Origin of the sequence: Paraburkholderia sp. LEh10 (genome assembly GCF_017814945.1) — a bacterium.
Lineage (GTDB): Bacteria > Pseudomonadota > Gammaproteobacteria > Burkholderiales > Burkholderiaceae > Paraburkholderia.
In genome coordinates this window covers 42,656-69,167 of record NZ_JAGIPX010000035.1, presented here as the reverse complement: position 1 = coordinate 69,167, position 26,512 = coordinate 42,656, and the positions used below count along the sequence as shown (strand labels likewise).

Here is a 26,512-nt window from a genome sequence, read left to right as displayed (position 1 = left end):
GCAAGGAGAGACCATGAACGAATATCCCTATAACTTCGGTCGGGGCGGCGCCGTCACCACGGCCGAGACCCGCAACCGGGTACTGCGCAACACCTACTGGCTGCTTGCGCTGTCCATGGTGCCGACCGTCATCGGCGCGTGGGTCGGCGTCGCCACCGGCTTCTCGCTATTCGCCGCCACCAGCCCGGCGATGAGCATGCTCGCGTTCTTCGCGATCGCGTTCGGCTTCATGTTCGCGATCCAGAAAACGAAGGACAGTGCTGCCGGCGTGTTCGTGCTGCTCGGCTTCACGTTCTTCATGGGCCTGATGCTGTCGCGGCTGCTCAGCTTCATCCTCGGCTTTTCGAACGGACCGTCGCTGATCATGCTCGCGTTTGGCGGCACCGGCGTGATCTTCGCCGCGATGGCGACGGTCGCGACCGTCAGCAAGCGTGATTTCTCGGGCCTCGGCAAATGGCTGTTCGTCGGCGTGATCGTGCTGCTGCTGGCGATGGTCGCGAATGTGTTTCTGCAGCTGCCCGCTCTGATGCTAACCGTGTCGGTGCTCGCGATCGTGATCTTCTCCGCCTACATGCTGTTCGACGTACAGCGCGTGGTGAACGGCGGCGAGACGAACTACATCACGGCGACACTGGCGATCTACCTCGACCTGTACAACGTGTTCGTGAATCTGCTGGCGCTCCTCGGCATTTTCGGCGGCAACCGTAACTGATTGACGTCAGACGTCAGCTAAAGACCAAAACGCCCGTGACGAGCAATCGTCACGGGCGTTTTCACTTTTTCGGCCGAAAGGCACAAAGCCGCCGCGCGACTCAGAAACTCAACCAGCCAAACCCGTCGCTCTGCGTCGCGACCACCACTTCCGTCGACGCCGCGCCAAGCACTGACGCCATCGCCGCGCGCGCCAGCTCGGGCAGATTGTTCTGCTGGCTCAGGTGCGCCGCGACCAGATGCCGCAATTTCGATCGATCCAGCGAGGCAAGGATTTCCGCCGCCGCGTCGTTGTTCAAATGCCCGTGATTGCCGCCGATTCGCGCCTTCAACGACGGCGGATAGCGTGAGGCAGCCAGCATCTGGACATCATGGTTGCATTCGAGCACGAGCGCATCGCAGCCGCTCAGCACCGCGCTGATATGCGGCGTCGACGTGCCGACGTCAGTCAGCACACCAAGCCGTGACGCGCCATCGAAAAACACGTACTGCAGCGGCTCGCGCGCATCGTGCGGAACCGTGTACGGCAAAACACTCAGATCGCCGATCGCGACCGCCTCGTCGCTCCACAGCACGTGCAGCTCGACGTCGGCCTCGTCGGCGCCGACGGCGCGCGCCGTGCCCCAGCTCATGTACAACGGGATCGACAGCTTGCGCGCAAGCGTCAGCGCGCTACCGATATGGTCGCCATGTTCGTGGGTGATGAGAATGGCGTCGAGTTCATCGACGCCCGCGCCCAGCCGCTCCAGCCGCCGGGCGACTTCTTTCGCCGAGAAGCCGCAGTCCAGCAGGACTCGTGTGGTCGTGAGACCGCTTTCGGCCTCCACCAGCAGTGCATTGCCTTCACTGCCGCTTCCCAGACTGGCGAATCGCACGACCCGCCTTAGTTCAGCTGCGCGTGCAGCAGCGACACGATGCGCTGCGCGTCCGAGGACGTATCCACCTGGCCGTTCGCATCGACGACGGCGACCTGCGTCATCGCGTCGCCCTTCGAGCGCACGTTCACGAGAAATTCGTGGCCGTCCTTCTTTGCGCTCTTGTCGCTGTAAAACAGCTTGCCGAACAGACCGTCACGCTTGAGCTCCTGCATCGAGTCCGCGTACCGCACGTAATAGATGCCCTTCTCGCGATCGCGATTGTCGACGGTGAAGTTCGTGCGATCGAGCGCAAGGCCGACGCGCAGCCACGCGCGATCGAACGACTCGGGCAGGTCGAGGGTCGCACCGCCCGCACTCTTGTCCAGCTGCGCCTGCGCCGTCGCCGGATGGGCGTTGGTCAGCAGCTGCTTCGATTGCGCGTCAGTAAGACCGAATTTCTGCATGAGCTTGGCGAGAAACTCAGCTTCCAGCGCCGGATCGCGCGGACGCTCGACCCAGCGCGACGACGTCTTGTCCTGCCCGGTCATCACTTCTTCCATCGACGCATGGGTGATCGAAATGTCAGTGCCACCGCTCGGGTCGCGCGAAACCAGCGTGCGGAAGCTATCGCGCGTACCCGACGAGTACGCGAAATCGATCACCTTGCCAACCGTGCGGCGGAACCAGTCGTCCGGAATGTTCGCGCGATTTTCGGCCCAATCGGTGGCCATGATGCCCGTGGTCGGCGCGTCCGTCTTCAGCGAGAAGCCGTTCTCCGTCCAGAATTCCTGCAACTGCGGCCACAGTTGCTCCGGCGTCCGGCCATTCACGACGAGCCAGCGACGGTCGCCGTCGCGTTCGACGTGCATGCCGAACGGATCCTGCGCCGACGGCACGCCTTCCGTCAGATTGCCTGCCGACGTCTGCGCGCGCTGCGGCGCGCCGCCGAGCGCGGTGCCCGCAGGGGGCGCCACATAGCGCTGGTCGATCTGCGCAGGCGTCAGATCGCTCGGCACGGCGAGCGGCGGCGCGCTCGACGTCGCCTTGTAGTTCACCTTGTCCGACGCGAGCATGTCGTTCAGCGACTCGCAGCCAGAAAGCGACACAACCGTGCCAGCCGCAAGCGTCAGCGCCGCCAGGCGCGTTGCGTGGAGGGAAAGTGCGGAACGTTTCATGGGGTCCTTCGTGAAGCTAAAACGCGCTGCCTGGGATCGGTGTGAACCGTGGGCGATATCGACGTCGGTTGAAAAAATGCCGGAGGTGCCTGCTGCCAGGCGCTCAGCCGAGCAGCCCTGCCTCGCGCAACGCGGCGCGGACCACGTCGTGGTAGCGCGCGTCGAGCGGCGTGAGAGGCAGACGGATGCCGCCCTTCACGCGGCCCAGTTGCTGCAGAGCCCACTTCGCGGGAATCGGGTTCGATTCGATGAAGAGGTTCTTATGCAGCGACAGAAGTTTCAGGTGGATCTCGCGCGCCGTCTTCGCGTCGGCCGCGAGCGCCGCCTTGCACAGTTCGCTCATCAGGCGCGGCGCGACATTGGCCGTCACTGAGATATTGCCGTGACCGCCCAGCAGCATCAACGCGATCGCCGTCGGATCGTCGCCGCTATAGATGCCGAAATGCGCCGGCGCCGACTTGATCAGATGCGCGGCACGGTCGATGTTGCCCGTCGCTTCCTTCACGCCGATGATGCCCGGCACGTTCGCCAGACGCAGGATCGTTTCGTTCGACATGTCCGCGACCGTGCGGCCCGGCACGTTGTAGAGAATCACGGGCAGATCCACGCTTTCGGCGATTTTCGCGAAATGGCGGTAAATGCCTTCCTGGGTCGGCTTGTTGTAGTACGGCACGACCTGCAGCGTCGCATCGGCACCCACTTTCTTCGCGTGCTCGGTCAGCTCGATGGCTTCCGTCGTCGAATTGGCGCCCGCTCCCGCGATCACGGGGATGCGGCCCGCGGCATGCTCGACGGCCGTTTTCACCATTAGCACGTGCTCTTCGACCGACAGCGTCGCCGATTCGCCACTCGTGCCGACCACGACGAGCGCGCTCGTGCCCTCTTCGAAATGCCAGTCGATCAGCTTGCGGAAGGCCGGCAGATCGAGACTGCCGTCTTCGAGCATCGGGGTGATGATGGCGGGAATGCTGCCGCGAATCGCGACGCCGTCTTGCTGGGTGCCGTTAGCCATGAAACGCCATTGAATTTAATCGGTAAATCGCGATTGTAGCGGATTAACCGGCCAAATCGTAACGCCGGGGAAGCCCCATATCTTTCGTTCTGACGGACGGATCCGCCTCGTAGACGGCGCAAATCCGCTGAACGTAGGCGGGACGGGGTTCCGCGAGGAAACCGTCCTGAAATGCAACGACACGTAACAGCCCACGGACCGCGTCAAGCAGTTCGCCCGGCGCGAGCAGAAAAGCAGGGTTCGATGGCTTGCCGACCGTTTCGTTGCCTTGAGCGAAGGTTTCGTAGATCAGCACGCCGCCGGGCGCCAGTGTCGCCAGCAATTGGGGAACGAGCGGCCGGTGCAGGTAATTCGTAACGACGATGGCCGCGAACCGTTGTTCCGTCGACAGCGGCCAAGGTGAGTTTTCGATGTCGGCGGCGAGTGTCGCGATGCCCGCTATGCCGTCCATCGACGCCAAAGCGGCTGCATCGCGGTCGATGGCCATGACGGGATGCCCGCGCGACGCGAAAAACCGCGCGTGCCGCCCGGCTCCCGACGCCACGTCGAGCACGGCGCCGCCGGGCGCGACCAGATGCGCCCAGTGCTTCACCCAGCGCGACGGCTCGCCGATCGGCGCGTGCGAGGCGCAGTGCGCGCCGGAAACGGAATCGCTCATCGTGCGCGCGCGCCGCGCATCACGTGTACGACAGGCCCATCGCCTCGCGCACGTCGCGCATCGTCTCCGATGCGAAACGGCGCGCCTTGTCGCAGCCGTCGGCGACGATCGCGCGCAGCAGCGACGGATCGTCCATGTACTTCTGCGCGCGCTCGAGCATCGGCTGCTGCTCGCGCAAAATGCCTTCGATCACCGGCTGCTTGCATTCGAGGCAGCCGATGCCCGCCGAGCGGCAACCCTTCTGCACCCACTCGTGCGTGTCCTTGTCGGTGTAGACCTGATGCAACTGCCACACCGGGCACTTGTCGGGATCGCCCGGATCGGTGCGGCGCACGCGCGCAGGGTCGGTCGGCATCGTGCGCACCTTCTTCGTGATCGTCTCGGCGTCCTCGCGCAGGCCGATCGTGTTGCCGTACGACTTCGACATCTTCTGGCCGTCGAGTCCTGGCATCCGCGACGCTTCCGTCAGAAGAACCTGCGGCTCGACCAGGATGATCTTGCGCGAGCCTTCGAGGTAGCCGAACAGGCGTTCCCGGTCGCTCATCGACAGGCTCTGCGACTCCTGCAACATCGCGCGCGCCTGCTCGAGCGCTTCGTCGTCGCCTTCCTGCTGATACGCGTTGCGCAGCTCGTGATACAGCTTCGAGCGCTTGCCGCCGAGCTTCTTCGCGGCTTCCATCGCCTTTTCTTCGAAGCCCGGCTCGCGGCCGTACAGATGGTTGAAACGGCGCGCGAGTTCGCGCGTCATCTCGACGTGCGGGACCTGATCTTCACCGACGGGCACGAGCGACGCGCGGTACAGCAGGATGTCGGCCGCCATCAGCACGGGATAGCCGAGGAAGCCGTACGTCGACAGATCCTTGTCCTTCAGCTTCTCCATCTGCTCCTTGTACGTCGGCACGCGCTCGAGCCAGCCGAGCGGCGCGCTCATGCCGAGCAGCAGCGACAGTTCGGCATGCTCGGGCACGCGGCTCTGGATGAACAGCGTCGCCTGCGCCGGATCGATGCCCGACGCGAGCCAGTCGATCAGCACTTCCCAGACGTTCTGCTCGATCACTTCGGGCGTTTCGTAGTGCGTCGTCAGCGCATGCCAGTCGACCACGCAAAAGAAGCACGGGTATTCGGACTGCAGACGCACCCAGTTTTTCAGCACGCCATGGTAGTGGCCGAGGTGCAGCGAGCCGGTAGGCCGCATACCGGAGAAGATACGGTCGGGGTACATGGTTTTGGTTTAGAGAAGCGAAACGAGGGGAGTCAGGATAGCCGTCACGGCCTCATAGCCGAAATTCACGAGCGGACGCAGCCAGAAACGCGTCAGCGTGCCCGTCATCACGAGCGCCATCACAATGAAAAAGCCGTAAGGTTCGATGCGCGCGAGCGCCATTGCCGGGCGCACGGGCAACAGCGCCGTCAGCACGCGGCCGCCGTCGAGCGGCGGCAGCGGAAAAAGGTTCAGCACGCCGAGCACGAGGTTCACGCCAACGCCCGCTCCCGCCATCCGCGTGAAAAACGGCTCGTGGACATTCATCGCGGCGAGCGCCACGCCGAACACGCCCCACACGAGCGCCTGTACGAAATTGCAGAGGGGACCCGCCAGCGCGACCCACAGCGAACCCCAGCGCGGATTGCGCAGATTGCCGAACGCAACGGGCACGGGCTTCGCGTAGCCGAACATGAACGCGCCGCTGGTGGCGAAATAAAGCAGCAGCGGAATGGCGATCGTGCCGAGCGGGTCGATGTGCCGCATCGGATTGAACGACACGCGGCCTAGCACGTAGGCGGTATTGTCGCCGAGCATGCGCGCGACATAGCCGTGGGCCGCCTCGTGCAGCGTGATCGCGAAGATCACGGGCAATGCGTAGACGACGATGGTTTGTATCAGGGAGGAATCCATATCGCTCTATTGTAACAACGGCGCCTTGCGGCTCTGTCGGCTTTCGTTCATGCCGTCTCCTCGAGGCCGAACGGCGCGAGCGAGCCGCGTCCCGGCCGCACCAGCACGGGTTCTTCGCCTGTCAGGTCGATCACCGTCGACGGCTCGCATGGACACGGGCCGCCGTCGATCACGAGATCGAGCTGCTTTTCCAGTTTTTCGCGGATGTCCTCCGGGTCGTTCAGCGGCTGCGTTTCGCCTGGCAGGATCAGTGTCGAGCCGAGCAGCGGCTCGCCGAGTTCTTCGAGGATCGCGAGCGTGATCGCATGATCCGGCACGCGCAGACCGATCGTCTTGCGCGACGGATGCGACAGGCGGCGTGGCACTTCCTTGGTCGCCTGCAGCACGAACACGTATGGGCCGGGTGTCACGGATTTGATCAGACGGTATTGACGGTTGTCGACGATCGCGAAGTTCGCCAGCTCGGACAGATCGCGCACGAGCAGCGATAACAGTTGCCGCTCGTCGATGCCACGGATGCGCCGCACGCGGTCGACGGCATTCTTGTTGTCGAGCTGACAGGCGAGCGCGTAGCTCGAATCCGTCGGCAGCGCGGCCACGCCGCCGCCTTCGATGATCTGCACGGCCTGCTTGATCAGGCGCGGCTGCGGATTGTCCGGATGAAGCCGAAAGTATTGGGACATGATGTCGGTCAGGAGGTCGGGAAGTCGACGAACAGCTAGCGACGGCTCACGCAGCGCGCGTGCCCATGCACGACGCACATCCAGAGCTTACAGCCAACGCTCCCAGACTGGCTTCAGATCGGACGGCAGCGGCGGCAGACTGCCCAGCTCGACGCGGCCCTCGCCCGCGGCATGAAAGTCGGACCCGCGCGAAGCCTCGAAGCCGAAACGCCGCGCGACGTCCGCATATTCGCGATACTGGTCGGGCGTGTGGCTACCCGTGACGACCTCGATGGCCTTGCCGCCGAGATCGATGAACTCGCCGAACAGCGCGTCGAACTCGGTCGGCGTGTACGCGTAGCGGCCCGGATGCGCGATCACCGCTTCGCCGCCGGCAACCTGAATCCACTTGACGGCATCGGCGAGCTTCGCCCAACGATGCGGCACGTAGCCCGGCTTGCCATCGCCGAGAAAGCGGCTGAACACATCCTGCGTGTTCTCGGCGTACCCTTGCTCGACCATGTAGCGCGCGAAGTGCGTGCGCGAAATCATGTCGGGATTCGACACATATTTCAGTGCGCCTTCGTACGCGTTGGGAATGCCGAGCGTCGCGAGCTGCTCGCCCATCGCCTCGGCGCGTGCCGCGCGGCCGCTGCGCGTGCGCTCGAGCCCGACGACGAGATCGTTGCAGGCAGGATCGACGTGCAGCCCGACGATGTGAATCGTGCGCGACGCCCACGTCACCGAAATTTCGACTCCGCCCAGATACTGCATGCCGAGCGCTTGCGCCGCTTCGCGCGCCTCGACCTGACCGCCGATTTCGTCGTGGTCGGTCAGCGCCCACAGCGTCACGCCGCCCGCATGCGCGCGGCGCGCAACCTCGGCGGGCGCAAAGGCGCCGTCGGACACGGTGGAATGGCAATGCAGGTCGGCGTTCATCGTTATCTTGTTTGGGTGGTCAGCCCATTTTACTGCAACGCAGTAAGCACACGCAGAGGATTCATCGCGGCCGGTTTAACACACGCACTACGCGCAAAACGCTTCGATCAGTGCAGCGACGTGCTCTGGCTGATCGTGGTGAACCATATGGCCCGCATCGTCGATGATCTTTTCGCGCCAGTCGGCAAAGGCCTTGAAGCGCGCCTTGAACTCATCGAGGGGAATGCTGCCCGCTAGCGTGGCGAGCGTCGGCGACGCGGCCGCCTCCACGTGCAGCACCTTGGCGCGCACATTCGCCCAGACGGCCATCACTTCGTCGAGACGATACAGCAGCGGTCCGCGAATCTTGTGCGCGGGATCGGCGAGCAGCATGTAGCCGCCCTCGCCGTCCGGCTTCGACCAGTGCTGCGCGAGAAAGCGCGCGCGCCGCGGGTCGAGCCGCGCGTTGGTCCGGATGAGGCGCGCCGCGACATCATCGAGCGTCGCGTAATGGCGCAAGGTCGGCGGCTCGCGCAACTCGTCGAGCCAGGATGCGAGCCGGCGGGGCAACTGCGTGGGCTTCGACGGCGGCAGTCCGAAGCCTTCCAGATCGACCACGCGCCGCACACGCTCTGGCCGCACGCCCGCATACAGGCATACGACGTTCGCGCCCATGCTGTGACCGACGAGATTCACCTCGCCCGTGGGCGCGTAGTGCTCGAGCAGCGCTTCGAGGTCGGCCAGATACTCCTGGAACCAGTAGTGGCCGCCGCCCTTTTCGGCGACGGGCCACTCGGACAGTCCGAAGCCGCGCGCATCGGGGGCGATCACCTGCCAGTCGCCCGCCAGCGCATCGACGACGAACTGAAACGACGCGGCCACATCCATCCAGCCGTGCAGCATGAAAAGCGTTGGCGCGTCGGGGTTGCCCCAACGCCGTACGTGCAGCCGCACGCCGCGCACGGTGACGAATTCGGAAACGGAACGATTCAGAGGATGGTCCATGGGATGCCCGATGCCGCGGAAAACGAATGGTCGTTCGATTATATCGGGATAGCTGCGCTACTGCTCACGGCAAGGGGAAGTTAGCGTCAGTCGTCAGGCTGTTGTTGCGCTTCCAGACCCGCGAGCGCCGTCAGTTCCTCCTCCTCGAAACCCGCGTCGCGGCGCGCCTCGAAATTGAACGGGCCACGCAACTTCGGCGCACGATATTCGTCGGACAGGCGCAGATAAGTCTGATGCGCATCAGCGCCGGCCTGATCGCACAGATACCGGAACCAACGATTGCCGATCAGCACATGCCCGATTTCGTCGCGCAGGATCACGTCCAGAATCGCCGCCGACGCATGATCGCCCGCCTGCTGCAAGCGCGCTCGGATCGGCGGCGACGCGTCGAGGCCGCGCGCTTCCAGCGTGCGCGGCACGAGCGCCATGCGTGCGAGCACGTCGCCGCGGGTGCGTTCGCACATGTCCCACAGGCCATCGTGCGCGGGAAAGTCGCCGTATGCGTGGCCGAACTCCGCCAGCCGCGCGGACAGCAACAAAAAATGATGCGCCTCCTCCGACGCCACCTTCAGCCAGTCGATATAGAACGCCTCCGGCATGCCGCCAAAGCGCCACACGGCATCGAGTGCGAGATTGATCGCATTGAATTCGATGTGCGCAAGCGCGTGCAGCAGCACCGCGCGCCCTTGCGGCGACTGCATGCTGCGCCGGCCAAGCTTGCGCGGCTCGACGAGCTCGGGGCGCGCCGGGCGGCCCGGCAGCCCGGGCGGCTCGGCGAGCGCGCGCTGCGGCGACACCGCCGCTGAGCGCTCGAGCACGCGCGCATACAGCGCCTGCGCCGCCGCGGCTTTCGCGGCGGGCGCGCGCTCGCTCAGCACTGCAAGCGCTTCGGTGCGCGCGCAATGCGTGGCATCGGAAGTGAGGTGTTGGGGGACTTGCATCGGGAGTGAAGGAAACAGCGGAAACGGTCGTAAAACAGCCATTCTGGCACGTTGCAACGTCCACGCGGGCCTGCGGCACAACCGTTTACAATACCGCGATCCGACCATGCCGCGCGCAATGTCGCCATTTCGCGCAACGCGCCTCGCCGCTGGCTCATGGCCGCGGCAGGCGCCCGACGACCGAGGAGACACTGTGGCAATCTACAAGCTTGGCGATGCAGCGCCGACCATCCACGAAAGCGTGTTCATTGCGGACACTGCGACCATCATCGGCAAGGTGACGGTCGACGAAAATGCGAGCGTCTGGTTCGGCGCGTCGCTTCGCGGCGACAATGAGCCGATCACCGTCGGCCCGGGTACGAACATTCAGGAAAATGCAGTCCTGCACACCGACCCCGGCTTTCCGCTGACGCTCGAAGCGAACGTGACAATCGGCCATCAGGCGATGCTTCACGGCTGCACCGTCAAGGAAGGCGCGCTGATTGGCATTCAGGCTGTGGTCTTGAATGGAGCGGTAATCGGCCGCAATTGTCTGGTTGGCGCGGGAGCCATCATCACCGAGGGCAAGGTTTTTCCTGACAATTCTCTGATTCTTGGGTCACCCGCAAAGGTCGTCCGAGAATTGACTGAAGCAGATATCAAAGGCCTGCGTCGCGCTGCAGAAATCTACGTGGAGCGCAGGGATTATTTCAAGGCGCAACTCGTGCGCATCGGCTAAGCCGACAGCACGACGCGCCACGCGCGGCGTTTGCGCCGCGCGGTTCGACCGAGGAAAAGTTGTGAGCGACCAGTTGCAAAAATTCATGTTCAGCGCGGCGCCCGTGCGTGGCGAGATCGTTTCGCTGCGCAATACGTGGCAGGAAGTTCTGACGCGCCGAAGCTATCCCGAACCCGTGCGGAACGTGCTTGGCGAAATGATGGCGGCATGCGCGCTGCTGTCGGCGAACCTGAAATTCGACGGCACGCTGATCATGCAGATCTTCGGCGACGGCCCGGTGAAGATGCTCGTCGTGCAATGCAATTCGGACCTGTCGATGCGCGCCACGGCCAAGTTTTCCGGCGACACCGCGCACGCCATCACCGACGACCTCACGCTCGTCGACCTGCTCAATGCGGGCGGCCACGGCCGCTGCGTGATCACGCTCGATCCGAAAACCAAGCTGCCCGGCCAGCAGCCTTATCAGGGCATCGTGCCGCTGTCGGGCGTAGACGGTCCGCTCAAGTCGATGGCGGAGGTGCTCGAGCACTATATGCACAACTCGGAGCAGCTCGACACGCGTCTGTGGCTTGCGGCGAACGGCGAGCGTGCCGTCGGCATGCTGCTGCAGAAGCTGCCCGGCGACGGCGGCATCGTCCCGCATCCGGGCGAGATCGACGCCGATACATGGGATCGCCTGTGCACACTCGGCGGCACGCTGTCGCACGACGAGATGCTGGCGGAAGAGCCCAACACGCTGTTCAGGCGCCTCTTCTGGCAGGAGAACGTCCAGCATTTCGAGCCGGCCAGAACGCGCTTCGAATGCACGTGCTCGCGCGCGCGCGTCGGCAACATGCTGAAAATGCTGGGTCGCGAGGAAGTCGACAGCGTGATCGAAGAACGGAACCACGTCGAGATTCACTGCGAATTCTGCAACCAGCGCTATGAGTTCGACCCCGTCGATGTGGCGCAACTTTTCGTCGCGAGCGGGCTCTCAGAAGGAGTGGCGCCCGCTGCCGAGCAGCGGCACTGAGCAGAACAAACTGCGCCGCACGCCGCAAGGCTGAACGGCGCAGTATCATCGCAAACTGGCGGCTGCCTGATGCGGTGACATCGAATTGCTTAGGTATCCGACGGATGGAGATCGACATGAACACCCTTGCCCTGATGCTCGTGGCCCGACGCAGCGCCGTCCTGGCTCTCGTTACGGGTGCTGCCGCGCTGTCCGGCTGCATGATGGACCCGCCGGGTCCGTCGCCGATCTATAGCCGTCTGCCCGCCGACCAGTCGGGCATCGCCGCGACGGCACAGCCGCTCACTCCCGAAGAGCGCGCGCGCTACGACGCAATCGACAGGCAGGTCATGGCCGAGCAGGACCAGGCAATGGCCAACGAAGCCGCCGCGCAAGCCTGGTCTCGGTACTACGCACCGCCCGTCTCGGTCTACGGCAGCTACTACAGCGGCGGATGGGGGCACGGCTGGGGCACGGGCATCGGCTACGGCTATGCGCCCGGCTGGGGATGGGGCTGGTGATCCCCGGCGCGGCAGCGTGCTTCGGGCAGCGCGCCGCGTCAGAAACACAAAAGGCGCGGTTCGTGATGAACCGCGCCTTTTTCATTGAAGCTGCTCCCGCTTCGCTGCGCGCGAAGCGTCAACCCGGCTTTTTCTCCTTCGCATCCTTTTTCGCGTGCTTGCGATCCGGCTTCGCACGCGACTCCGGATTCGGCACCACGCGCAGCGGCGCGCCCGTGATCTGCCCTCGCGTCGACGTATTCGACTGTGGCACGCTCGACGCAGACAGCGGTGCGTTAGGCGAAACGAACTGCACGAATACCTCGCTGTCCTTGACCATGCCCATTTCGTAGCGGGCACGCTCTTCCACGGCGGCCGTGCCGTTTTGCAGATCCTGCACCTCGCCCTGGATGCGCTCGTTGCGCTCCTTCTCGTCCGCGTTCTTTTTCAGCTGCTGCGCGAGCTCCTGCTGTAACTCATGGACGCGCAACCAGCCGCCATGGCCCCACCACAGCGGATATTGGATCAGCACCAGCAGGACGAGCAGAACGACGGTGACGAGCCGCATGTAGTGAATTGCAGGGTTGAATACGCGCCGCCCTGCGCTTTACGCAGGGCGGCAAGGGTGAATCAGTAGCGAAGCATAACCGGTTTAACGGTTATTGAGACGGAAATGTTGACAGGAAGCGTCACGCTTGCCCGTCAAACGGCCTCAAGGTGCATCGCTCAGGCGAGATTCAGCGCAGGTTATAGAACGCCGACTTGCCCGGGTAGCTGGCGATATCGCCCAGATCTTCCTCGATGCGCAGCAACTGGTTGTACTTCGAGATACGGTCGCTGCGCGACAGCGAACCCGTCTTGATCTGACCCGCGTTCAGACCGACGGCGATATCCGCGATCGTCGAATCTTCGGTTTCACCGGAGCGGTGCGAGATCACAGCCGTGTAGCCGGCGCGCTTGGCCATTTCGATCGCAGCGAAGGTCTCCGTCAGCGTGCCGATCTGGTTGATCTTGATCAGGATCGAATTCGCGATGCCCTTCTCGATGCCTTCCTTCAGGATGCGCGTGTTCGTGACGAACAGGTCGTCGCCGACCAGCTGGATCTTCTTGCCGAGCTTGTCGGTGAGGAGCTTCCAGCCTTCCCAGTCGCTTTCGTGCATGCCGTCTTCGATCGACACGATCGGGAACTTGTCGGCCAACGTTGCCAGGTAGTCCGTGAATTCCGCCGACGACAGCTGCAGGCCCTCGCCCGCCAGCTGGTACTTGCCGTCGTGGTAGAACTCGCTCGCGGCGCAGTCGAGCGCGAGCAGCACGTCTTCACCGGCGCGGTAGCCGGCCTTTTCGATTGCTTGCAGGATGGTCGACAGGCACTCGTCGTTGCTGCCGAAGTTCGGTGCGAAGCCGCCTTCGTCGCCCACCGCCGTGCTCATGCCGCGGTCCGACAGGATCTTCTTCAGCGCGTGGAACACTTCGGCGCCACAGCGCAGCGCTTCGCGGAACGTCGGCTGGCTGACGGGGACAATCATGAATTCCTGGATGTCCAGGCTGTTGTTCGCGTGCGCGCCGCCATTGACGATGTTCATCATCGGCACGGGCAACTGCATCGCGCCCGAGCCGCCGAAGTAGCGGTAAAGCGGCAGGCCGGCTTCTTCTGCGGCGGCCTTCGCGACGGCCATCGACACGGCCAGCATCGCGTTCGCGCCGAGGCGCGACTTGTTGTCGGTGCCGTCGAGTTCCAGCAGCGTCTTGTCGAGGAAAGCCTGCTCGGAAGCATCGAGACCCATGATCGCTTCGGAGATTTCGGTGTTGATGTGCTCGACGGCCTTCAGCACGCCCTTGCCGCTATAGCGGCCGGCTTCGCCGTCGCGCAGTTCGATCGCTTCGCGCGAGCCCGTCGATGCGCCCGACGGCACAGCCGCGCGGCCCATCGTGCCCGATTCGAGCAGCACGTCGCATTCGACAGTGGGATTGCCTCGCGAATCGAGAATCTCGCGACCGATGATATCTACGATAGCACTCATGGTTTCCTCTGAAATGACGATGAATTCTTAAGGTGAGACGTCCAGTTCGCTAAGACTGCTTGCGGCCGGACGCGTTCGACGACCATCGGGTTAGTGCGCGTGAGCCACGCCAGACGACGGCGTGACTCGCGCGCGTGCATCAATTGAAGTCGTTCTCGAGGAACGGCGTGCGCTTCACGGCCTGATCGAGCGTCATCAGCGTTTCGAGCAGAGCGGCCATGCGATGCAGCGGCACGGCATTGGGACCGTCCGACTTGGCTTCAGCCGGATTCGGATGGGTTTCCATGAAGAGGCCTGCGATGCCCGTTGCAACAGCGGCGCGCGCGAGCACAGGAACGAACTCGCGCTGGCCGCCCGAGCTCGTGCCCTGTCCGCCCGGCAGCTGCACCGAATGCGTCGCGTCGAACACGACGGGCGCGCCCGTTTCACGCATGATCGCGAGCGAGCGCATGTCAGACACGAGGTTGTTATAACCGAACGACACGCCGCGTTCACACGCCATGAAGCGGTCTTCCGACAGGCCCGCTTCACGCGCCGCATCGCGCGCCTTGTCGATCACGTTCTTCATGTCGTGCGGCGCAAGAAACTGGCCCTTCTTGATGTTGACGGGCTTGCCCGAACGCGCGCACGCGTGGATGAAGTCCGTCTGACGGCACAGGAACGCAGGGGTTTGCAGCACATCGACCACGGCCGCAACCGGCTCGATCTCATGCTCGCTGTGGACGTCGGTCAGGACGGGCACGCCAAGCTGACGCTTCACTTCGGACAGGATGCGCAAGCCCTCATCCATTCCCAAGCCACGGAACGACTTGCCGCTGCTGCGATTGGCCTTGTCGTAGGAAGACTTGTAGATGAACGGAATATTCAGCTTCGCGCAGATTTCCTTCAGCTTGCCGGCCGTGTCGATCGACATCTGTTCGGATTCGACGACACAGGTGCCCGCGATCAGGAAAAACGGCTCGTCGAGGCCGATTTCGAAATCGCCCAGTTTCATACCTTCTCCTCGAGGCTCGCTTCGCGATGGGCGCGCGCCGCTTCGACGAATGACTTGAACAGCGGATGGCCGTCGCGCGGCGTCGACGTGAACTCGGGGTGGAACTGAACGCCGACGAACCACGGGTGCATCGAACGCGGCAGCTCCATCATTTCCGGCAGATCTTCGCTCGGAGTACGGGCGCTGATGATAAGGCCGCCCGTTTCGAGCTGGGGCACGAAGCGGTTATTGACTTCATAACGGTGGCGGTGACGCTCGTTCACATCCTTACCGTAGATCTCTTCGGCCATCGTACCCGGCTTGATCGGGCAACGTTGCGAGCCGAGGCGCATCGTGCCGCCCAGATCGGATTCTTCCGTGCGCTTCTCAACCTTGCCTTCGCGGTCGTACCACTCGGTAATCAGTGCTACCACGCGATTCGGCGTATTCGTGTCGAATTCCGTGCTGTTCGCATCCTTGAGGCCCACGACATCGCGTGCGAATTCGATGACAGCCAGCTGCATGCCGAGACAGATGCCGAGATACGGCACCTTCGCTTCTCGTGCGTAGCGGATCGCCTTGATCTTGCCTTCGGTGCCGCGACGGCCGAAGCCGCCCGGCACGAGCACGGCATCCAGATGACTGAGGCTGTCGACGCCGTTCTCTTCGAGTTCTTCGGAGTCGATGTATTCGATGTTGACCTTGGTCGACGTATGGATCGACGCATGGCGCAGCGCTTCGATCAGCGACTTGTACGATTCCGTCAGTTCGACGTACTTGCCGACCATGCCGATCGTCACTTCGCTCTTCGGGTTTTCGAGCTTCTCGACCATCTCCGACCAGATCGACAGATCGGCCGGCTTCGCGCTCAGTTTCAGCTCTTCGCAGATCAGCTCGTCGAGGCCCTGGTCGTGCAGCATCTGCGGAATCTTGTAGATGCTGTCGACGTCCCAGACGGAGATCACGGCATCTTCCGGCACGTTCGAGAACATCGAGATCTTCGCGCGCTCGTCGTCGGGAATGCGACGGTCCGCACGGCACAGCAGTACGTTCGGATAGATACCGATTTCGCGCAGCTTCTGCACGCTGTGCTGCGTCGGCTTGGTCTTCAGTTCGCCCGCGGTGGCGATGAACGGAACCAGCGTAAGGTGCACGAAGCATGCGCTGTTGCGGCCGAGGCGCAGGCTCATCTGACGCGCGGCTTCGAGGAACGGCAGCGATTCGATGTCACCCACCGTGCCGCCCACTTCGACGATCGCGACATCCGGCTCGCCGCACGTCGCGGATGCCGCGCCGCGCTCGACGAAAGCCTGGATTTCGTTCGTGATGTGGGGGATGACCTGCACCGTCTTGCCAAGATAATCGCCGCGGCGTTCTTTGCGGATCACCGACTCGTAGATCTGGCCCGTGGTGAAATTATTGGCCTTGCGCATCTTCGTGCTGATGAAGCGCTCATAGTGGCCGAGGTCGAGGTCCGTCTCAGCGCCGTCTTCCGTCACGAACACTTCGCCGTGTTGAAACGGGCTCATCGTGCCGGGGTCGACGTTGATGTAGGGATCTAGCTTGAGGAGGGTGACTTTCAGACCGCGCGATTCGAGGATCGCGGCGAGGGAAGCGGCGGCAATACCCTTGCCGAGGGAAGAAACTACGCCGCCGGTGACGAAAACATATTTGGTCATCGCTGGATGCTCGCGGGAAAAACGGATTATACCCGAACGTGTGCTTCCAGCCCATACCTGGGGCGGCGACTTCACGCCGACCGAACGTGCTTTTTGACGCAGGAAAGCGGCGTCATTCCAGCGTGCGCAACACTCGCTGCAGGGCGCGCGCCGTCTCGATCGGCCGCTCCATCGGAAACAGATGGCTGCCCTCGATCCACTCGAAATGCTCGCCCGCCAGCCGCCGGGTGGCATCGAGTCCGGCCTGCTGCACTTCCCGTGAGCGCGTCCCCGCGAGGAAGCCGACGGGAACGGGCGCACCGCGTGCAAGACGGCTTCCGAACGTATGCGGCAAAGTCTTGTAGATTCGATATTCCGTCTGCCGGTCGAAGGCCAGCTCGCGTGAACCATCCGCGCCCGTCTGTGGAATTCCGAACTCGATGTAGTCAGACAGCATCCGCTCATCCCAGCGCGCGAAAGCGGGCTTCGCGTGAAAATGCCGCCACGCTTCGTCGCGGCTCGCCCAGCGCGTGCGGCGCGTGCGCGTCGCCGCCGCGGGCGAGAGCCGCTCGTCGAGCCCCGTCCATTGCGACATCAGCAGCATGTTGCTGCGCCAGCCGGCGATTACGGGCGAATCCAGCATCACCACGCCCCGCACCCACTGCGGCTTCCTGAGCGCGGCCATCAGCGACAGATAGCCGCCGAGAGAATGACCCACCAGCCACACGGGATTGTCATATGCGCGCCCGATGTCATCCAGTAACTCTTCGACCAGATGCGGCCAGTCGCGCGTGACGGGATAGCGGACGTTATGTCCGATCCGCTCGATATAGCGCAACTCGTAATCGTCCGCGAGTTCCGCGAAGATCGTCCGATACGTCGACGCAGGAAATCCGTTTGCATGAGAGAAATGGATGATGTTCTTCAAGCGCTCCTGCCTCCGTTTTAGATTATTCTCGATCGCGCCGACGAGCGTCCGTCACCGATCCATCCAGTACCGGCGATGTGTCTGCCGATAGCGTTCGAGCGTGAGCGTCGCGCCGTTCGCGTCGATACGCGCGGCGCCGTCGTCGTCGCTGCGCGCAAGCTCGATGCCGCGCGCCCGATACCGCTCGTAGACGCCCGGATACGGGTGACGAAACCGGTTGCGATAGCCTACCTGAAATACCGCGATGGACGGCTCGACAGAGTCGAGGAACGGTTCAGTCGACGAGGTCTTGCTGCCGTGATGCGGCACGAGCAGTACCTGCGCGCGCAATGCATCGCGCTCGCGCGCAAGCAGCGTGCGCTCGACGCCCGCCTCGATGTCGGCGGCAAGCAAGGCTGCGAGCGGCTTTGCTTCGCCGTCGCGCGCCGGCACGCTCGCAGCGCCGACCCGCAGCACACAGCAATGCGCATTCGGCTTGCCCTCCAGCGGCTGGGCGTCGGGCCAGAGGATCGCGAAGTCGACACCGTCCCATTGCCAGCGCTGCCCCGCCGCGCAGCGCACGGTTTGCGCGCCCTTCGCGCTCGCCTCCCGCCACAAAGGATGCGTCGGCGCGAGGCCCGCCAGCAGTTGGCGCACTTCGACGCCTTCGAGCACGGCGGGCGCGCCACCCGAATGATCGGAGTCAGCGTGGCTGACGATCAGCGCATCGAGCGCCGCAATACCCGCCGCCTGCAGATAAGGCACGACGATGCGCTCGCCCGCATGCGTCGATTCGGGACCTGGACCGGCATCGAACAGCAGCGTGTGGTGTGCCGTCTCGACGACGATCGACGAGCCTTGCCCGACATCGAGCGCCGTCAGCCGGAACGCGCCTTGCGCGGGGGCGGCCGATGCGGGCGCAAGCAGCGGCAGCCACGTGAGCGGCGCGGCCCAGCGCAATGGCCAGCCGGAAGGCGCGAGACACCAGACGACACCGACGGCCGCTGCCGCCATCGACCAGGCGCCCGGCTGCGGCAGTTGCCACACGGTCCACGCCGGCCCCGACAGCAACTGCAATCCGCTCGCGAGCAGTTCCAGCAATTGATGCGCGACACGAAACGCGAGCGCATCGAGCGGCGCGGGCAACGCAATGCCGGCGATCACGGCCGGCGTCACGAGCACACTGACCCACGGAATCGCGAACGCATTCGCGAGCGGGCCGATCAGCGGTACCTGCGAGAAGAAGTAGATCGTCAGCGGCGCGAGCGCAACCGTCACCGCGAACTGCACGCGGGCGCCGCCGCGCACGCGCCCGGCCAGTTTCGCCGTCCACGAGCGCAAAGCGATCAGAAAGCGACGAACAAATTGAGCCCCGCTCGCTTCGTCGGACTGGGACTCGTTTCCAGCAGTTCGTGCCGAGCCCGACATCGCGAACAGAATCGCCGCAACCGCGCAGAACGACAGCCAGAAGCCCGCCGACGTCACCGCCCACGGGTCCACCAGCAGCACGAGCCCAAGCGCCCACGCGAGCACGACGGAAGGCGCGACACGCCGTCCGCCGAGATACGCCAGCGCGACCGTGCCCGCCATCCACAACGCACGCTGCGCCGGCACGTTGAAGCCGGCCAGCGCCGCGTGAAACGCGGCGAACAGCGCGCCACTGCCGATGGCCACTTTCTGCGCGGGCAAGCGCAGCGGCCAGCCACGCCCGACAAAGAACGAACGCCGCCACAACATGCCCATCAACCAGCCCGCAAGGCCGGCGACAAAGCCGATATGCAAGCCGGATATCGCAACGAGATGACTCGTGCCCGTGCGCCGCATCAAGAGCCAGTCGGCGGCGCTGACGGCGTCCTGCGCGCCGATTGCGAGCGCGACCACGATCCCCGCATGCGGCGCATCGGCGAGCACGGCGGCAATGCGTTCGCGGATCGCCCAGCGCCAGCGGTCGACCGTTACGCCGACGCCGTTCGCCGCCCCCGCGAGACGCACCGCCTGCGACGGCGCGCTCACATAGCCCGTCGCCCGAACGTCGCGCGCGAGCAAGGTTGCCTCCGCGTCGCGCACACCCCAGTTCGCGTTGCCGTGCGCACGCTTGAGCCGCACATCCAGGCGCCAGCGCGAGCCCGGTTCGAGCATCGGAGGAGGCGCTCCATCGGCGACCCACGACAGTTGCAGCGTGCAGGGAAAGCGCTCGACGGCCGCATCGGCCGATTCGACGGCAAAGAGAAAACGCGCGCCGTCCGCGCTGCGCGTGGGCAAACCCTTGACCCAGCCGCGCACGGCCACGTCGCGCCCTTCCCATGCATGCGGCAACTCGAACGCGAGCCGTGTCTGCGCGCGCCACGCCGCATAGCCAAATCCGGCGCACGCCGCGGCAAGCAGCACCGCGCCCCAGCCGATGCGAGCGCGCCACGCGCCGCCGCGGCGAAAGCACAGCGCGGCGACCGCCATCGCCGCGCCGAAGCCCGCGCAAAGACCGAGCCATCCCAGCCAGCCGGGCAACTCAGCCTGTTGCTGCAGCCACACGACACCCAACGCAAACCCGCACCACACTGCCCGCATGCCACCTCCGCGTCCGTCGCCCGCGCCGCACGCCGTTCGTCAGGAACCCGAAGCATCGATGGCGACAGAAACCGTCAAAAGCCAGACGAGGATTATGCCGGGGAAAGCGCGAGCCGCGGCAACGCAGCGTGCGCATTGGCCGTTGTGCCTATCGCCAGCTCGTTTTTGTCGATGCCGCGCTGCCCGGCGAGGATCGCGCCGATGGCGGGAATCTGGTCAGGTGTGTTGCGCTGCCTGTACAGCCACGCGGGCGCGATATCGGGCGCATCCGTTTCGACGACGAGCGCGTCGAGCGGCAACTGCGCCGCGAGCCGCCGGATCTGCAGTGCGCGCTCGAACGTCACGTTGCCGCCGAAGCCGAGATGCATCCCGTGGTCGATGAACGCCTGCGCCTGCTGAAAGCTGCCGTTGAACGCATGCGCGATGCCGCGATGCACCTGGTTGCGCCGCAAGCCCTTCAACACCTGATCCTGCGACTTGCGCACGTGGCAGATCACGGGCAGATCGAACTCGCGCGCGAGCTTCAGCTGCTCGTTGTAGTAGAACTGCTGGGTTTCGTCGTCGAGCCCCGCCACGAAGTAGTCGAGCCCGATTTCACCGAGTCCGACGAACAGCGGATCGTCGAGGCTCGCCTCGATCTCCATGCGCAGCACGTCGAGATCGGAAGGCTGCGCCTGCGGCGTGAAAAGCGGATGAATACCAAGCGCGTATGCGCCGCCCTGCACGCGATGCGCCAGTTCGCGCACCGTCGAAAAGTTGCCTCGCGCAATGCCCGGAATCACGATCCGGCTCACGCCCGCTTCGCGCGCCGCGTCCGCGACGGCGTCGCGGTCCGCGTCGAACTCGGAAGCGTCGAGATGACAGTGTGTGTCGATCCACATGCGCGCGGCCTCGTGGCGATGAGTGTCGATGGAATGCGTCTGCGCGTCAGACGGGGACGGTCGGCTCCTCGTGCAGCACGCCGTCGCGCAGACGCATCGTCCGGTCGCAGCGCGCGGCCAGATCTGGATCGTGCGTGACGATCACGAAGCTGGTCGACAGCGTGCCCGACAATTCGAGCATCAGGTTGAAGACCGTGTCGGCCGTGCCGCCGTCCAGGTTGCCCGTCGGCTCGTCGGCGAGCACGCAGGCGGGCTTGGTGACCAGCGCGCGCGCAATCGCGACACGCTGGCGCTCGCCGCCCGACAGCTCGCCCGGACGATGCTTCGCGCGATGCGCGAGCCCTACCCGCTCCAGCATGTCGAATGCCTGCTTGCGCGCGTCTTCCGTCGTCAGACGCCGGATGCGCAGCGGCATCGCGACGTTGTCGAGCGCGCTGAACTCCGGCAGCAAATGGTGGAACTGGTACACGAAGCCGAGCGCGCGATTGCGCAGGTCGTTGCGCTCGCGCTCGGAAAGCTTCGTGAATGGCTTGCCCATCACTTCGACATGCCCGGTGCTCGGATCGTCGAGTCCGCCCAGCACGTGCAGCAGCGTGCTCTTGCCGGAGCCGGACGCGCCGACGATCGCGAGCTTCTCGCCGCGCCGCACGGACAGTTGCGTGTTGTTCAAGACCTGCACGTTCAGGCCGCCCTGGACGAACGCTTTCGAAATGCCCGTTGCTTCGAGCACGTACGGATGCAGACCCATCTCGCCGGATGCCATCAGGTTGTTGTTCGGACGATCATTCATAGCGCAACGCCTCCGCAGGACGCACCTTGGCGCCGCGCCAGCTCGGATAGAGCGTCGCGAGACACGACAGCAGGAACGCGATCACGCCGATCTTGACCACGTCGCCGGGCACGAGCTCCGACGGCAGCTCGCTGATGAAATACACCGACGGCGGCAGGAACTGCACGTGCAACAGGTGCTCGATCATCGGCACGAGCCACGGAATGCTCCACGCGATCAGACAGCCGAGCGCGACGCCGATCGCCGTGCCGACGAAGCCGATCGTCATGCCCTGCACGACGAAGATCTTCATGATCGAGCCGGGCTGCGCGCCGAGCGTGCGCAGGATCGCGATATCGGCCTGCTTGTTGGTCACCGTCATCACCAGCGACGACACCAGGTTGAACGCCGCCACCGCGATGATCAGCGTGAGGATGATGAACATCATGCGCTTTTCGATCTGCACCGCCGAGAACCAGGTCTTGTTCTGCTGCGTCCAGTCGCGGATATACAGGTCGCCGGACAGCGTGCGCGCGAGCTGATGCGCGACTTGCGGCGCGCGCTGCATGTCCTTCAGGCGCAGACGCACGCCCGTCGGCGCGGGCAGCCGGAACAGCGCCTGCGCGTCCTTGATATTGATGAGCGCAAGCGTGCTGTCGTACTCGTAGTGGCCCGATTCGAACACGCCGACCACCGTGAACTGCTTCAGGCGCGGCAGCAGGCCGGCGGGTGTCATCGTGCCTTCGGGCGCGACGAGCGTGATCCGGTCGCCCGTCATCACGCCGAGGTTCCCCGCCAGATCCGCGCCGAGCACGATGCCGAACTCGCCTGGCTTCAGGTCGTTGAGGCTGCCCGCCTTCATCTCCTTGCCGATGTCCGACACTTCCGGCTCCAGCGACGGCTCTACGCCGCGCAGCGCGACGCCGCTCACGGCGTCCTGGCGCGTGAGCAGCGCCTGTGCCTCGACGTACGGCGCCGCGCCAATCACTTCGTTGTTCTGCTTCGCTTCCTTGGCCGTCAACTGCCAGTTCGGCATCGAGCCCGTCGGCGAAAAGATTTCGACGTGCGCGAGCACCGACAGCATGCGGTCGCGCACCTCCTTCTGGAAGCCGTTCATCACCGACAGCACGACGATCAGCGCGGCGACGCCGAGCGCGATGCCCGACATCGACACGAGCGCGATGAACGAAATGAAGCCGTTACCCGTGGTGCGTTTGCCGGCACGCGTGTAGCGCCAGCCAATCTGCCATTCGTATGGAAGTTTCAAGCGAGTCCTTTCTCAGCGTGATAGCGCTGTTCTGCATTGGCACGGCCGCCACGCGCGCCGCAAAAATGACAGGCGCGCGAAAGCCGTGTCGATTGGGCGCGAATTGCGGCCGATGGTTCCGAAGCGGTGTCCCGGGCGCGCGTTGCGTCAGCTTTCCCGAGGCGGCGCGGGCGCCGCCGCCGGATCGCTGCGCCGTCGTTGCGCGAATTGTACGCGCCGGCGCAACCCCGCCGCCCAGGCCGCCAACACCGGCGAGACGCACGAGACGCACGCGAGAGCCATCGTCGCAGCCGCACGTCGCATCGCCCGCCGACGCGGATCAACGGGGCGAAGTTTGCCATACAATGCGCAGCATCATGAATGCCAACCGACTGCACCTTCTTCTGCCCTTCGTGCTGCCCGCCGCAGCCGACGCCTCCACCGCGCTGCACTCGCTCGACATTCCCGCCTTCGACAAACTGATCGCCCGCGCCACGCTCGTCGAGCGCGTGATCGGCGAAGACTTCCAGCGCACGCTGCCGCACGAGCGCTGGGTCGCGCGCAGCTTCGGCGCGGTGCCGGCGGGCACGGCCGCCGCCGATGAGGCGCCGCTCGCGCCGTATATGCTGCTCGCCGACGGCGGCAACCCGGGCGACGCGACGTGGGCTTGCGTGCAGCCCGTGCACGTGCGGATCGCGCACGACCATCTGGTGTTGATCGATCCCGCGTCGCTCGACCTGTCGGATGACGACGCGCACACGCTGTTCGACGTCGCGCGTCCGCTGATCGAGGAACTGGGCGTGCGCATCGAGGCGCCGCGGCCGGCGCGCTGGTATCTGTCGAGCGACGCGTTCGGCACGCTGGCGGGCGCGTCGCCGCTGCGCGCGAGCGGCCGCAACATCGAAATCTGGCTGCCGCACGAAGCGCACACGGGCGAGCGTTCGCGAGCGTGGATGAAGCTGCAGAACGAGGTGCAGATGGCCTGGTTCGAGCATCCCGTGAACGAGGCGCGCGAGGCGCGCGGCCTGCCTGCCGTCAATTCGATCTGGTTCCATGCGCAAGGCGCGGCTCAGCCGGTCACGAGCGGCTTCACGCGGGTGCTGTCCGATGCGGCGGCCACGCGCGGCCTCGCACTCGCTGCAAAGGCCGCGATCGGCGCGCCGCCCGCTTCCTGCCACGCCTGGCGAGCGGACAGCGCGAACCGCAGCGCCGCCGCGACGCTGGTCGAGCTCGATCCGTTTTCCGCGCCGTTCATCGAGCAGGACTGGGGCCGCTGGAACGCCGCGTTCGCGTCCCTCGAGCGCGATTGGTTCGCGCCCGCGCTGGCCGCGCTGCAGGCGGGCGAGCTCGGCGAGCTCGGCCTGACGCTGTGCGGCGACACCGGCTCGGTGACACTGAACATCACGCGCGGCGATCTGCGCAAATTCTGGCGGCGCCGTCTGTTCGCGTCGCTCTTCATCGAATGAACTGTTTTCCCGCATCTTTTTCGGATTTGGCCGCATGACTCGAATCGTTACGCGCACCTGCTCCCCCGCCGACGCCGAAGCGCTGATCCGCCACGGCTTGCATCCCGTGCTCGCACGCCTTTATGCGTCGCGCGGCGTGTGTCTGCCCGAAGACATCGAAACCGGGCTCGCGCGCCTCACGCCGCCCACGTCCCTCAAAGGCTGTGAGGCGGCCGCGACGCTGCTTGCCGATGCGCTCGAAGGCCAGCGCCGCATGCTGGTCGTCGCGGACTACGACTGCGACGGCGCGACTGCCTGCGCAGTCGCCGTGCGCGGCCTGCGAATGTTCGGCGCGCAGATCGACTACCTCGTGCCGAACCGCTTCGAATACGGCTACGGCCTCACGCCGGAAATCGTCGCGCTCGCGGCGAAGCGGCCGGGCGGCAAACCCGATCTGCTGATCACCGTCGATAACGGGATCGCGAGCGTCGACGGCGTCGCGGCGGCGAATGCGCTCGGCATCGACGTGCTCGTCACCGATCACCACCTGCCCGGCGACGAGTTGCCCGCTGCACGCGCGATCGTCAATCCGAATCAGCCCGGCTGCACGTTTCCGAGCAAATGCATCGCGGGCGTCGGTGTGATGTTTTACGTGCTGCTCGCGCTGCGCGCCGAGTTGCGCAAGCGCGGCGCGTTCGGCGACGCGCGCCCGGAGCCGCGTCTGGATGGCCTGCTCGATCTCGTCGCGCTCGGCACGGTCGCCGACGTCGTGAAGCTCGACGGCAACAATCGCGTGCTGGTCGCGCAAGGCCTGCAGCGCGTGCGCAATGGACGCATGCAGCCCGGCATCGCCGCCCTCTTTCGCGCCGCTGGCCGCGACGCGCGCAACGCGTCGGGCTTCGATCTCGGCTTCGCGCTCGGGCCGCGCCTGAACGCGGCGGGAAGGCTTTCGGATATGTCGCTCGGCATCGAATGCCTGACGACGGACGACATCGGACGCGCATGGGAACTCGCGCAGCAACTCGACACGATGAACCGCGAGCGGCGCGAAATCGAGGCGGGCATGCAGCAACAGGCGCTCGACGATCTGGCGTCCGTCGATCCCGACGGCTCGACGACGATCACGCTGTTCAATCCGGGCTGGCATCAGGGCGTGATCGGGATCGTCGCCGGGCGGCTGAAGGAGAAGTTCCACCGGCCGTCGTTCACGTTCGCGCTTGCCGACGAGCACGGCGAAACCATCAAGGGCTCGGGACGCTCGATTCCGGGCTTCCATCTGCGCGATGCGCTGGATCTCATCTCGAAGCGCGAGCCGGGACTGATCGCGAAGTTCGGCGGCCACGCGATGGCGGCGGGCCTGACGATCGCCGCGGCGGAGCTGCCGCGCTTTACGGCGGCGTTCGAGCAGATCGGACGCGAGTGGCTGACCCAGGACGTGCTCGCGCGCACGGTGGAGACGGACGGTGATCTGGAGGATGCATATTTCACGCCGCAGTTCGTCGAGATGCTCGACGCGGCGGTGTGGGGACAGGGATTCCCGGCGCCTGTTTTTTCGGGCGAATTCGATGTGATGTCGCAGGCGCTGGTGAAGGACAAGCATCTCAAGCTGCAGTTGATGCGCGGCCGCCAGCGGTTCAATGCGATCTGGTTCAATCATACGCAGCCGCTGCCGGCGCGGACCACCGTCGCCTATCGGCTTTCGGCGGATTCGTGGAATGGGGTGTCGCGGGTGCAGCTTATTGTCGAACACGCAATCTAGAGGCGACTTGCGTCGCGGCGTTTGTTGTGTGTTGATCCGTTATAATTTTGGTTTGTGTTGTGTTGTTGCGGCACGTGTGTTGCCGTTTGGTTTTTTGCTTTGGATTGGGCATCCGCGATGTAGTTCGGTTTTGCCCTTCGCGGGCATCCGCGAATGCGGTTTACTTTGCCTTTGCGCTGGCATCTGCGATAGCGGTTTGCTTTGCCGCTATCGCGGGCATCCGCGATGCGCCTACCGGCGCGGGCG

At 64.9% G+C, this 26,512-nt stretch carries 25 protein-coding genes; 6 read left to right on the top strand and 19 right to left on the bottom strand.

The annotated features are described in order from the left end of the window. The first annotated feature begins 13 nt into the window (after positions 1–13). Entirely contained in the window at positions 14–712 is a 699-nt protein-coding gene (locus tag J8I87_RS26250; RefSeq protein WP_209934973.1) for a Bax inhibitor-1/YccA family protein, read from the top strand. A 100-nt stretch (positions 713–812) separates the two neighbouring features. Here J8I87_RS26250 and J8I87_RS26245 read toward each other — a convergent pair whose 3' ends face one another. From J8I87_RS26245 to J8I87_RS26200, 10 genes are all read right to left on the bottom strand, one after another. Next, the gene (locus J8I87_RS26245; protein WP_209934971.1) at positions 813–1,586 is read right to left on the bottom strand and encodes an MBL fold metallo-hydrolase; all 774 of its coding nucleotides are present in this window, start codon (positions 1,584–1,586) and stop codon (positions 813–815) included. Between the two features lie 8 nt (positions 1,587–1,594). Beyond that, positions 1,595–2,743: an outer membrane protein assembly factor BamC gene (gene bamC, locus J8I87_RS26240; RefSeq protein WP_209934970.1), complete on the bottom strand. Its 1,149-nt coding sequence runs from the start codon at positions 2,741–2,743 to the stop codon at positions 1,595–1,597. Between the two features lie 103 nt (positions 2,744–2,846). Then, the gene (gene dapA, locus J8I87_RS26235) at positions 2,847–3,755 is read right to left on the bottom strand and encodes a 4-hydroxy-tetrahydrodipicolinate synthase (RefSeq protein WP_209934969.1); all 909 of its coding nucleotides are present in this window, start codon (positions 3,753–3,755) and stop codon (positions 2,847–2,849) included. A gap of 43 nt (positions 3,756–3,798) precedes the next feature. After that, a complete protein-coding gene (locus J8I87_RS26230) occupies positions 3,799–4,413 on the bottom strand; it encodes a bifunctional 2-polyprenyl-6-hydroxyphenol methylase/3-demethylubiquinol 3-O-methyltransferase UbiG (RefSeq protein ID WP_209934968.1) in 615 nt (204 codons plus the stop codon). Positions 4,414–4,432: 19 nt separating this feature from the next. After that, positions 4,433–5,635 carry a tryptophan--tRNA ligase gene (locus J8I87_RS26225; protein ID WP_209934967.1) on the bottom strand — a complete coding sequence of 401 codons (1,203 nt, stop codon included), beginning with the start codon at positions 5,633–5,635 and terminating at the stop codon, positions 4,433–4,435. 9 nt (positions 5,636–5,644) lie between these two features. Continuing rightward, on the bottom strand, positions 5,645–6,307 hold the full coding sequence (locus J8I87_RS26220; protein ID WP_209934966.1) for a site-2 protease family protein: 663 nt from the start codon (positions 6,305–6,307) through the stop codon (positions 5,645–5,647). A 47-nt stretch (positions 6,308–6,354) separates the two neighbouring features. Beyond that, entirely contained in the window at positions 6,355–6,990 is a 636-nt protein-coding gene (locus J8I87_RS26215; protein WP_209934964.1) for an L-threonylcarbamoyladenylate synthase, read from the bottom strand. A gap of 87 nt (positions 6,991–7,077) precedes the next feature. Further along, a complete protein-coding gene (locus J8I87_RS26210) occupies positions 7,078–7,908 on the bottom strand; it encodes a 3',5'-nucleoside bisphosphate phosphatase (protein ID WP_209934963.1) in 831 nt (276 codons plus the stop codon). A gap of 87 nt (positions 7,909–7,995) precedes the next feature. Further along, the gene (locus J8I87_RS26205; RefSeq protein WP_209934962.1) at positions 7,996–8,892 is read right to left on the bottom strand and encodes an alpha/beta fold hydrolase; all 897 of its coding nucleotides are present in this window, start codon (positions 8,890–8,892) and stop codon (positions 7,996–7,998) included. An 86-nt stretch (positions 8,893–8,978) separates the two neighbouring features. Further along, on the bottom strand, positions 8,979–9,833 hold the full coding sequence (locus tag J8I87_RS26200; RefSeq protein ID WP_209934961.1) for a ferritin-like domain-containing protein: 855 nt from the start codon (positions 9,831–9,833) through the stop codon (positions 8,979–8,981). Between the two features lie 193 nt (positions 9,834–10,026). Between J8I87_RS26200 and J8I87_RS26195 the strand changes: the two genes are divergently transcribed. From J8I87_RS26195 to J8I87_RS26185, 3 genes are all read left to right on the top strand, one after another. Next, entirely contained in the window at positions 10,027–10,551 is a 525-nt protein-coding gene (locus tag J8I87_RS26195; RefSeq protein WP_209934960.1) for a gamma carbonic anhydrase family protein, read from the top strand. A 61-nt stretch (positions 10,552–10,612) separates the two neighbouring features. After that, positions 10,613–11,563 (top strand): Hsp33 family molecular chaperone HslO, encoded by a 951-nt coding sequence (gene hslO, locus J8I87_RS26190; RefSeq protein ID WP_209934959.1) that lies wholly within the window; start codon positions 10,613–10,615, stop codon positions 11,561–11,563. A 116-nt stretch (positions 11,564–11,679) separates the two neighbouring features. After that, the gene (locus J8I87_RS26185) at positions 11,680–12,063 is read left to right on the top strand and encodes a hypothetical protein (RefSeq protein WP_409518802.1); all 384 of its coding nucleotides are present in this window, start codon (positions 11,680–11,682) and stop codon (positions 12,061–12,063) included. A gap of 118 nt (positions 12,064–12,181) precedes the next feature. Here J8I87_RS26185 and ftsB read toward each other — a convergent pair whose 3' ends face one another. The 9 genes from ftsB to J8I87_RS26140 form a co-directional block, all read right to left on the bottom strand. Beyond that, positions 12,182–12,610: a cell division protein FtsB gene (ftsB, locus tag J8I87_RS26180; RefSeq protein WP_209934956.1), complete on the bottom strand. Its 429-nt coding sequence runs from the start codon at positions 12,608–12,610 to the stop codon at positions 12,182–12,184. Between the two features lie 169 nt (positions 12,611–12,779). Then, a complete protein-coding gene (gene eno / locus J8I87_RS26175) occupies positions 12,780–14,063 on the bottom strand; it encodes a phosphopyruvate hydratase (protein WP_209934954.1) in 1,284 nt (427 codons plus the stop codon). Positions 14,064–14,202: 139 nt separating this feature from the next. Next, positions 14,203–15,057, bottom strand: a complete 855-nt coding sequence (kdsA, locus tag J8I87_RS26170) for a 3-deoxy-8-phosphooctulonate synthase (protein WP_209934953.1) — start codon at positions 15,055–15,057, stop codon at positions 14,203–14,205. Continuing rightward, a complete protein-coding gene (locus tag J8I87_RS26165; protein ID WP_209934952.1) occupies positions 15,054–16,715 on the bottom strand; it encodes a CTP synthase in 1,662 nt (553 codons plus the stop codon). The genes kdsA and J8I87_RS26165 overlap by 4 nt, the downstream gene beginning before the upstream one ends. 112 nt (positions 16,716–16,827) lie before the next feature. Beyond that, the gene (locus J8I87_RS26160) at positions 16,828–17,622 is read right to left on the bottom strand and encodes an alpha/beta fold hydrolase (protein ID WP_209934950.1); all 795 of its coding nucleotides are present in this window, start codon (positions 17,620–17,622) and stop codon (positions 16,828–16,830) included. Between the two features lie 51 nt (positions 17,623–17,673). After that, positions 17,674–20,166 (bottom strand): DNA internalization-related competence protein ComEC/Rec2, encoded by a 2,493-nt coding sequence (locus J8I87_RS26155; RefSeq protein WP_209934949.1) that lies wholly within the window; start codon positions 20,164–20,166, stop codon positions 17,674–17,676. 92 nt (positions 20,167–20,258) lie between these two features. Beyond that, a complete protein-coding gene (locus tag J8I87_RS26150) occupies positions 20,259–21,047 on the bottom strand; it encodes a TatD family hydrolase (protein ID WP_209934948.1) in 789 nt (262 codons plus the stop codon). A gap of 46 nt (positions 21,048–21,093) precedes the next feature. Next, complete coding sequence (gene lolD, locus J8I87_RS26145; RefSeq protein WP_209934947.1) at positions 21,094–21,837, bottom strand: lipoprotein-releasing ABC transporter ATP-binding protein LolD; 744 nt, start codon at positions 21,835–21,837, stop codon at positions 21,094–21,096. Further along, entirely contained in the window at positions 21,830–23,083 is a 1,254-nt protein-coding gene (locus tag J8I87_RS26140; protein ID WP_209934946.1) for a lipoprotein-releasing ABC transporter permease subunit, read from the bottom strand. The genes lolD and J8I87_RS26140 overlap by 8 nt, the downstream gene beginning before the upstream one ends. A gap of 344 nt (positions 23,084–23,427) precedes the next feature. Here J8I87_RS26140 and J8I87_RS26135 point away from each other — a divergent pair, with 344 nt between their 5' ends. After that, a complete protein-coding gene (locus J8I87_RS26135; RefSeq protein ID WP_209934944.1) occupies positions 23,428–24,528 on the top strand; it encodes a regulator in 1,101 nt (366 codons plus the stop codon). 34 nt (positions 24,529–24,562) lie between these two features. Then, positions 24,563–26,266, top strand: coding sequence for a single-stranded-DNA-specific exonuclease RecJ (recJ, locus tag J8I87_RS26130; RefSeq protein ID WP_209934943.1), 1,704 nt, complete (start codon positions 24,563–24,565; stop codon positions 26,264–26,266). Positions 26,267–26,512 lie beyond the last annotated feature (246 nt).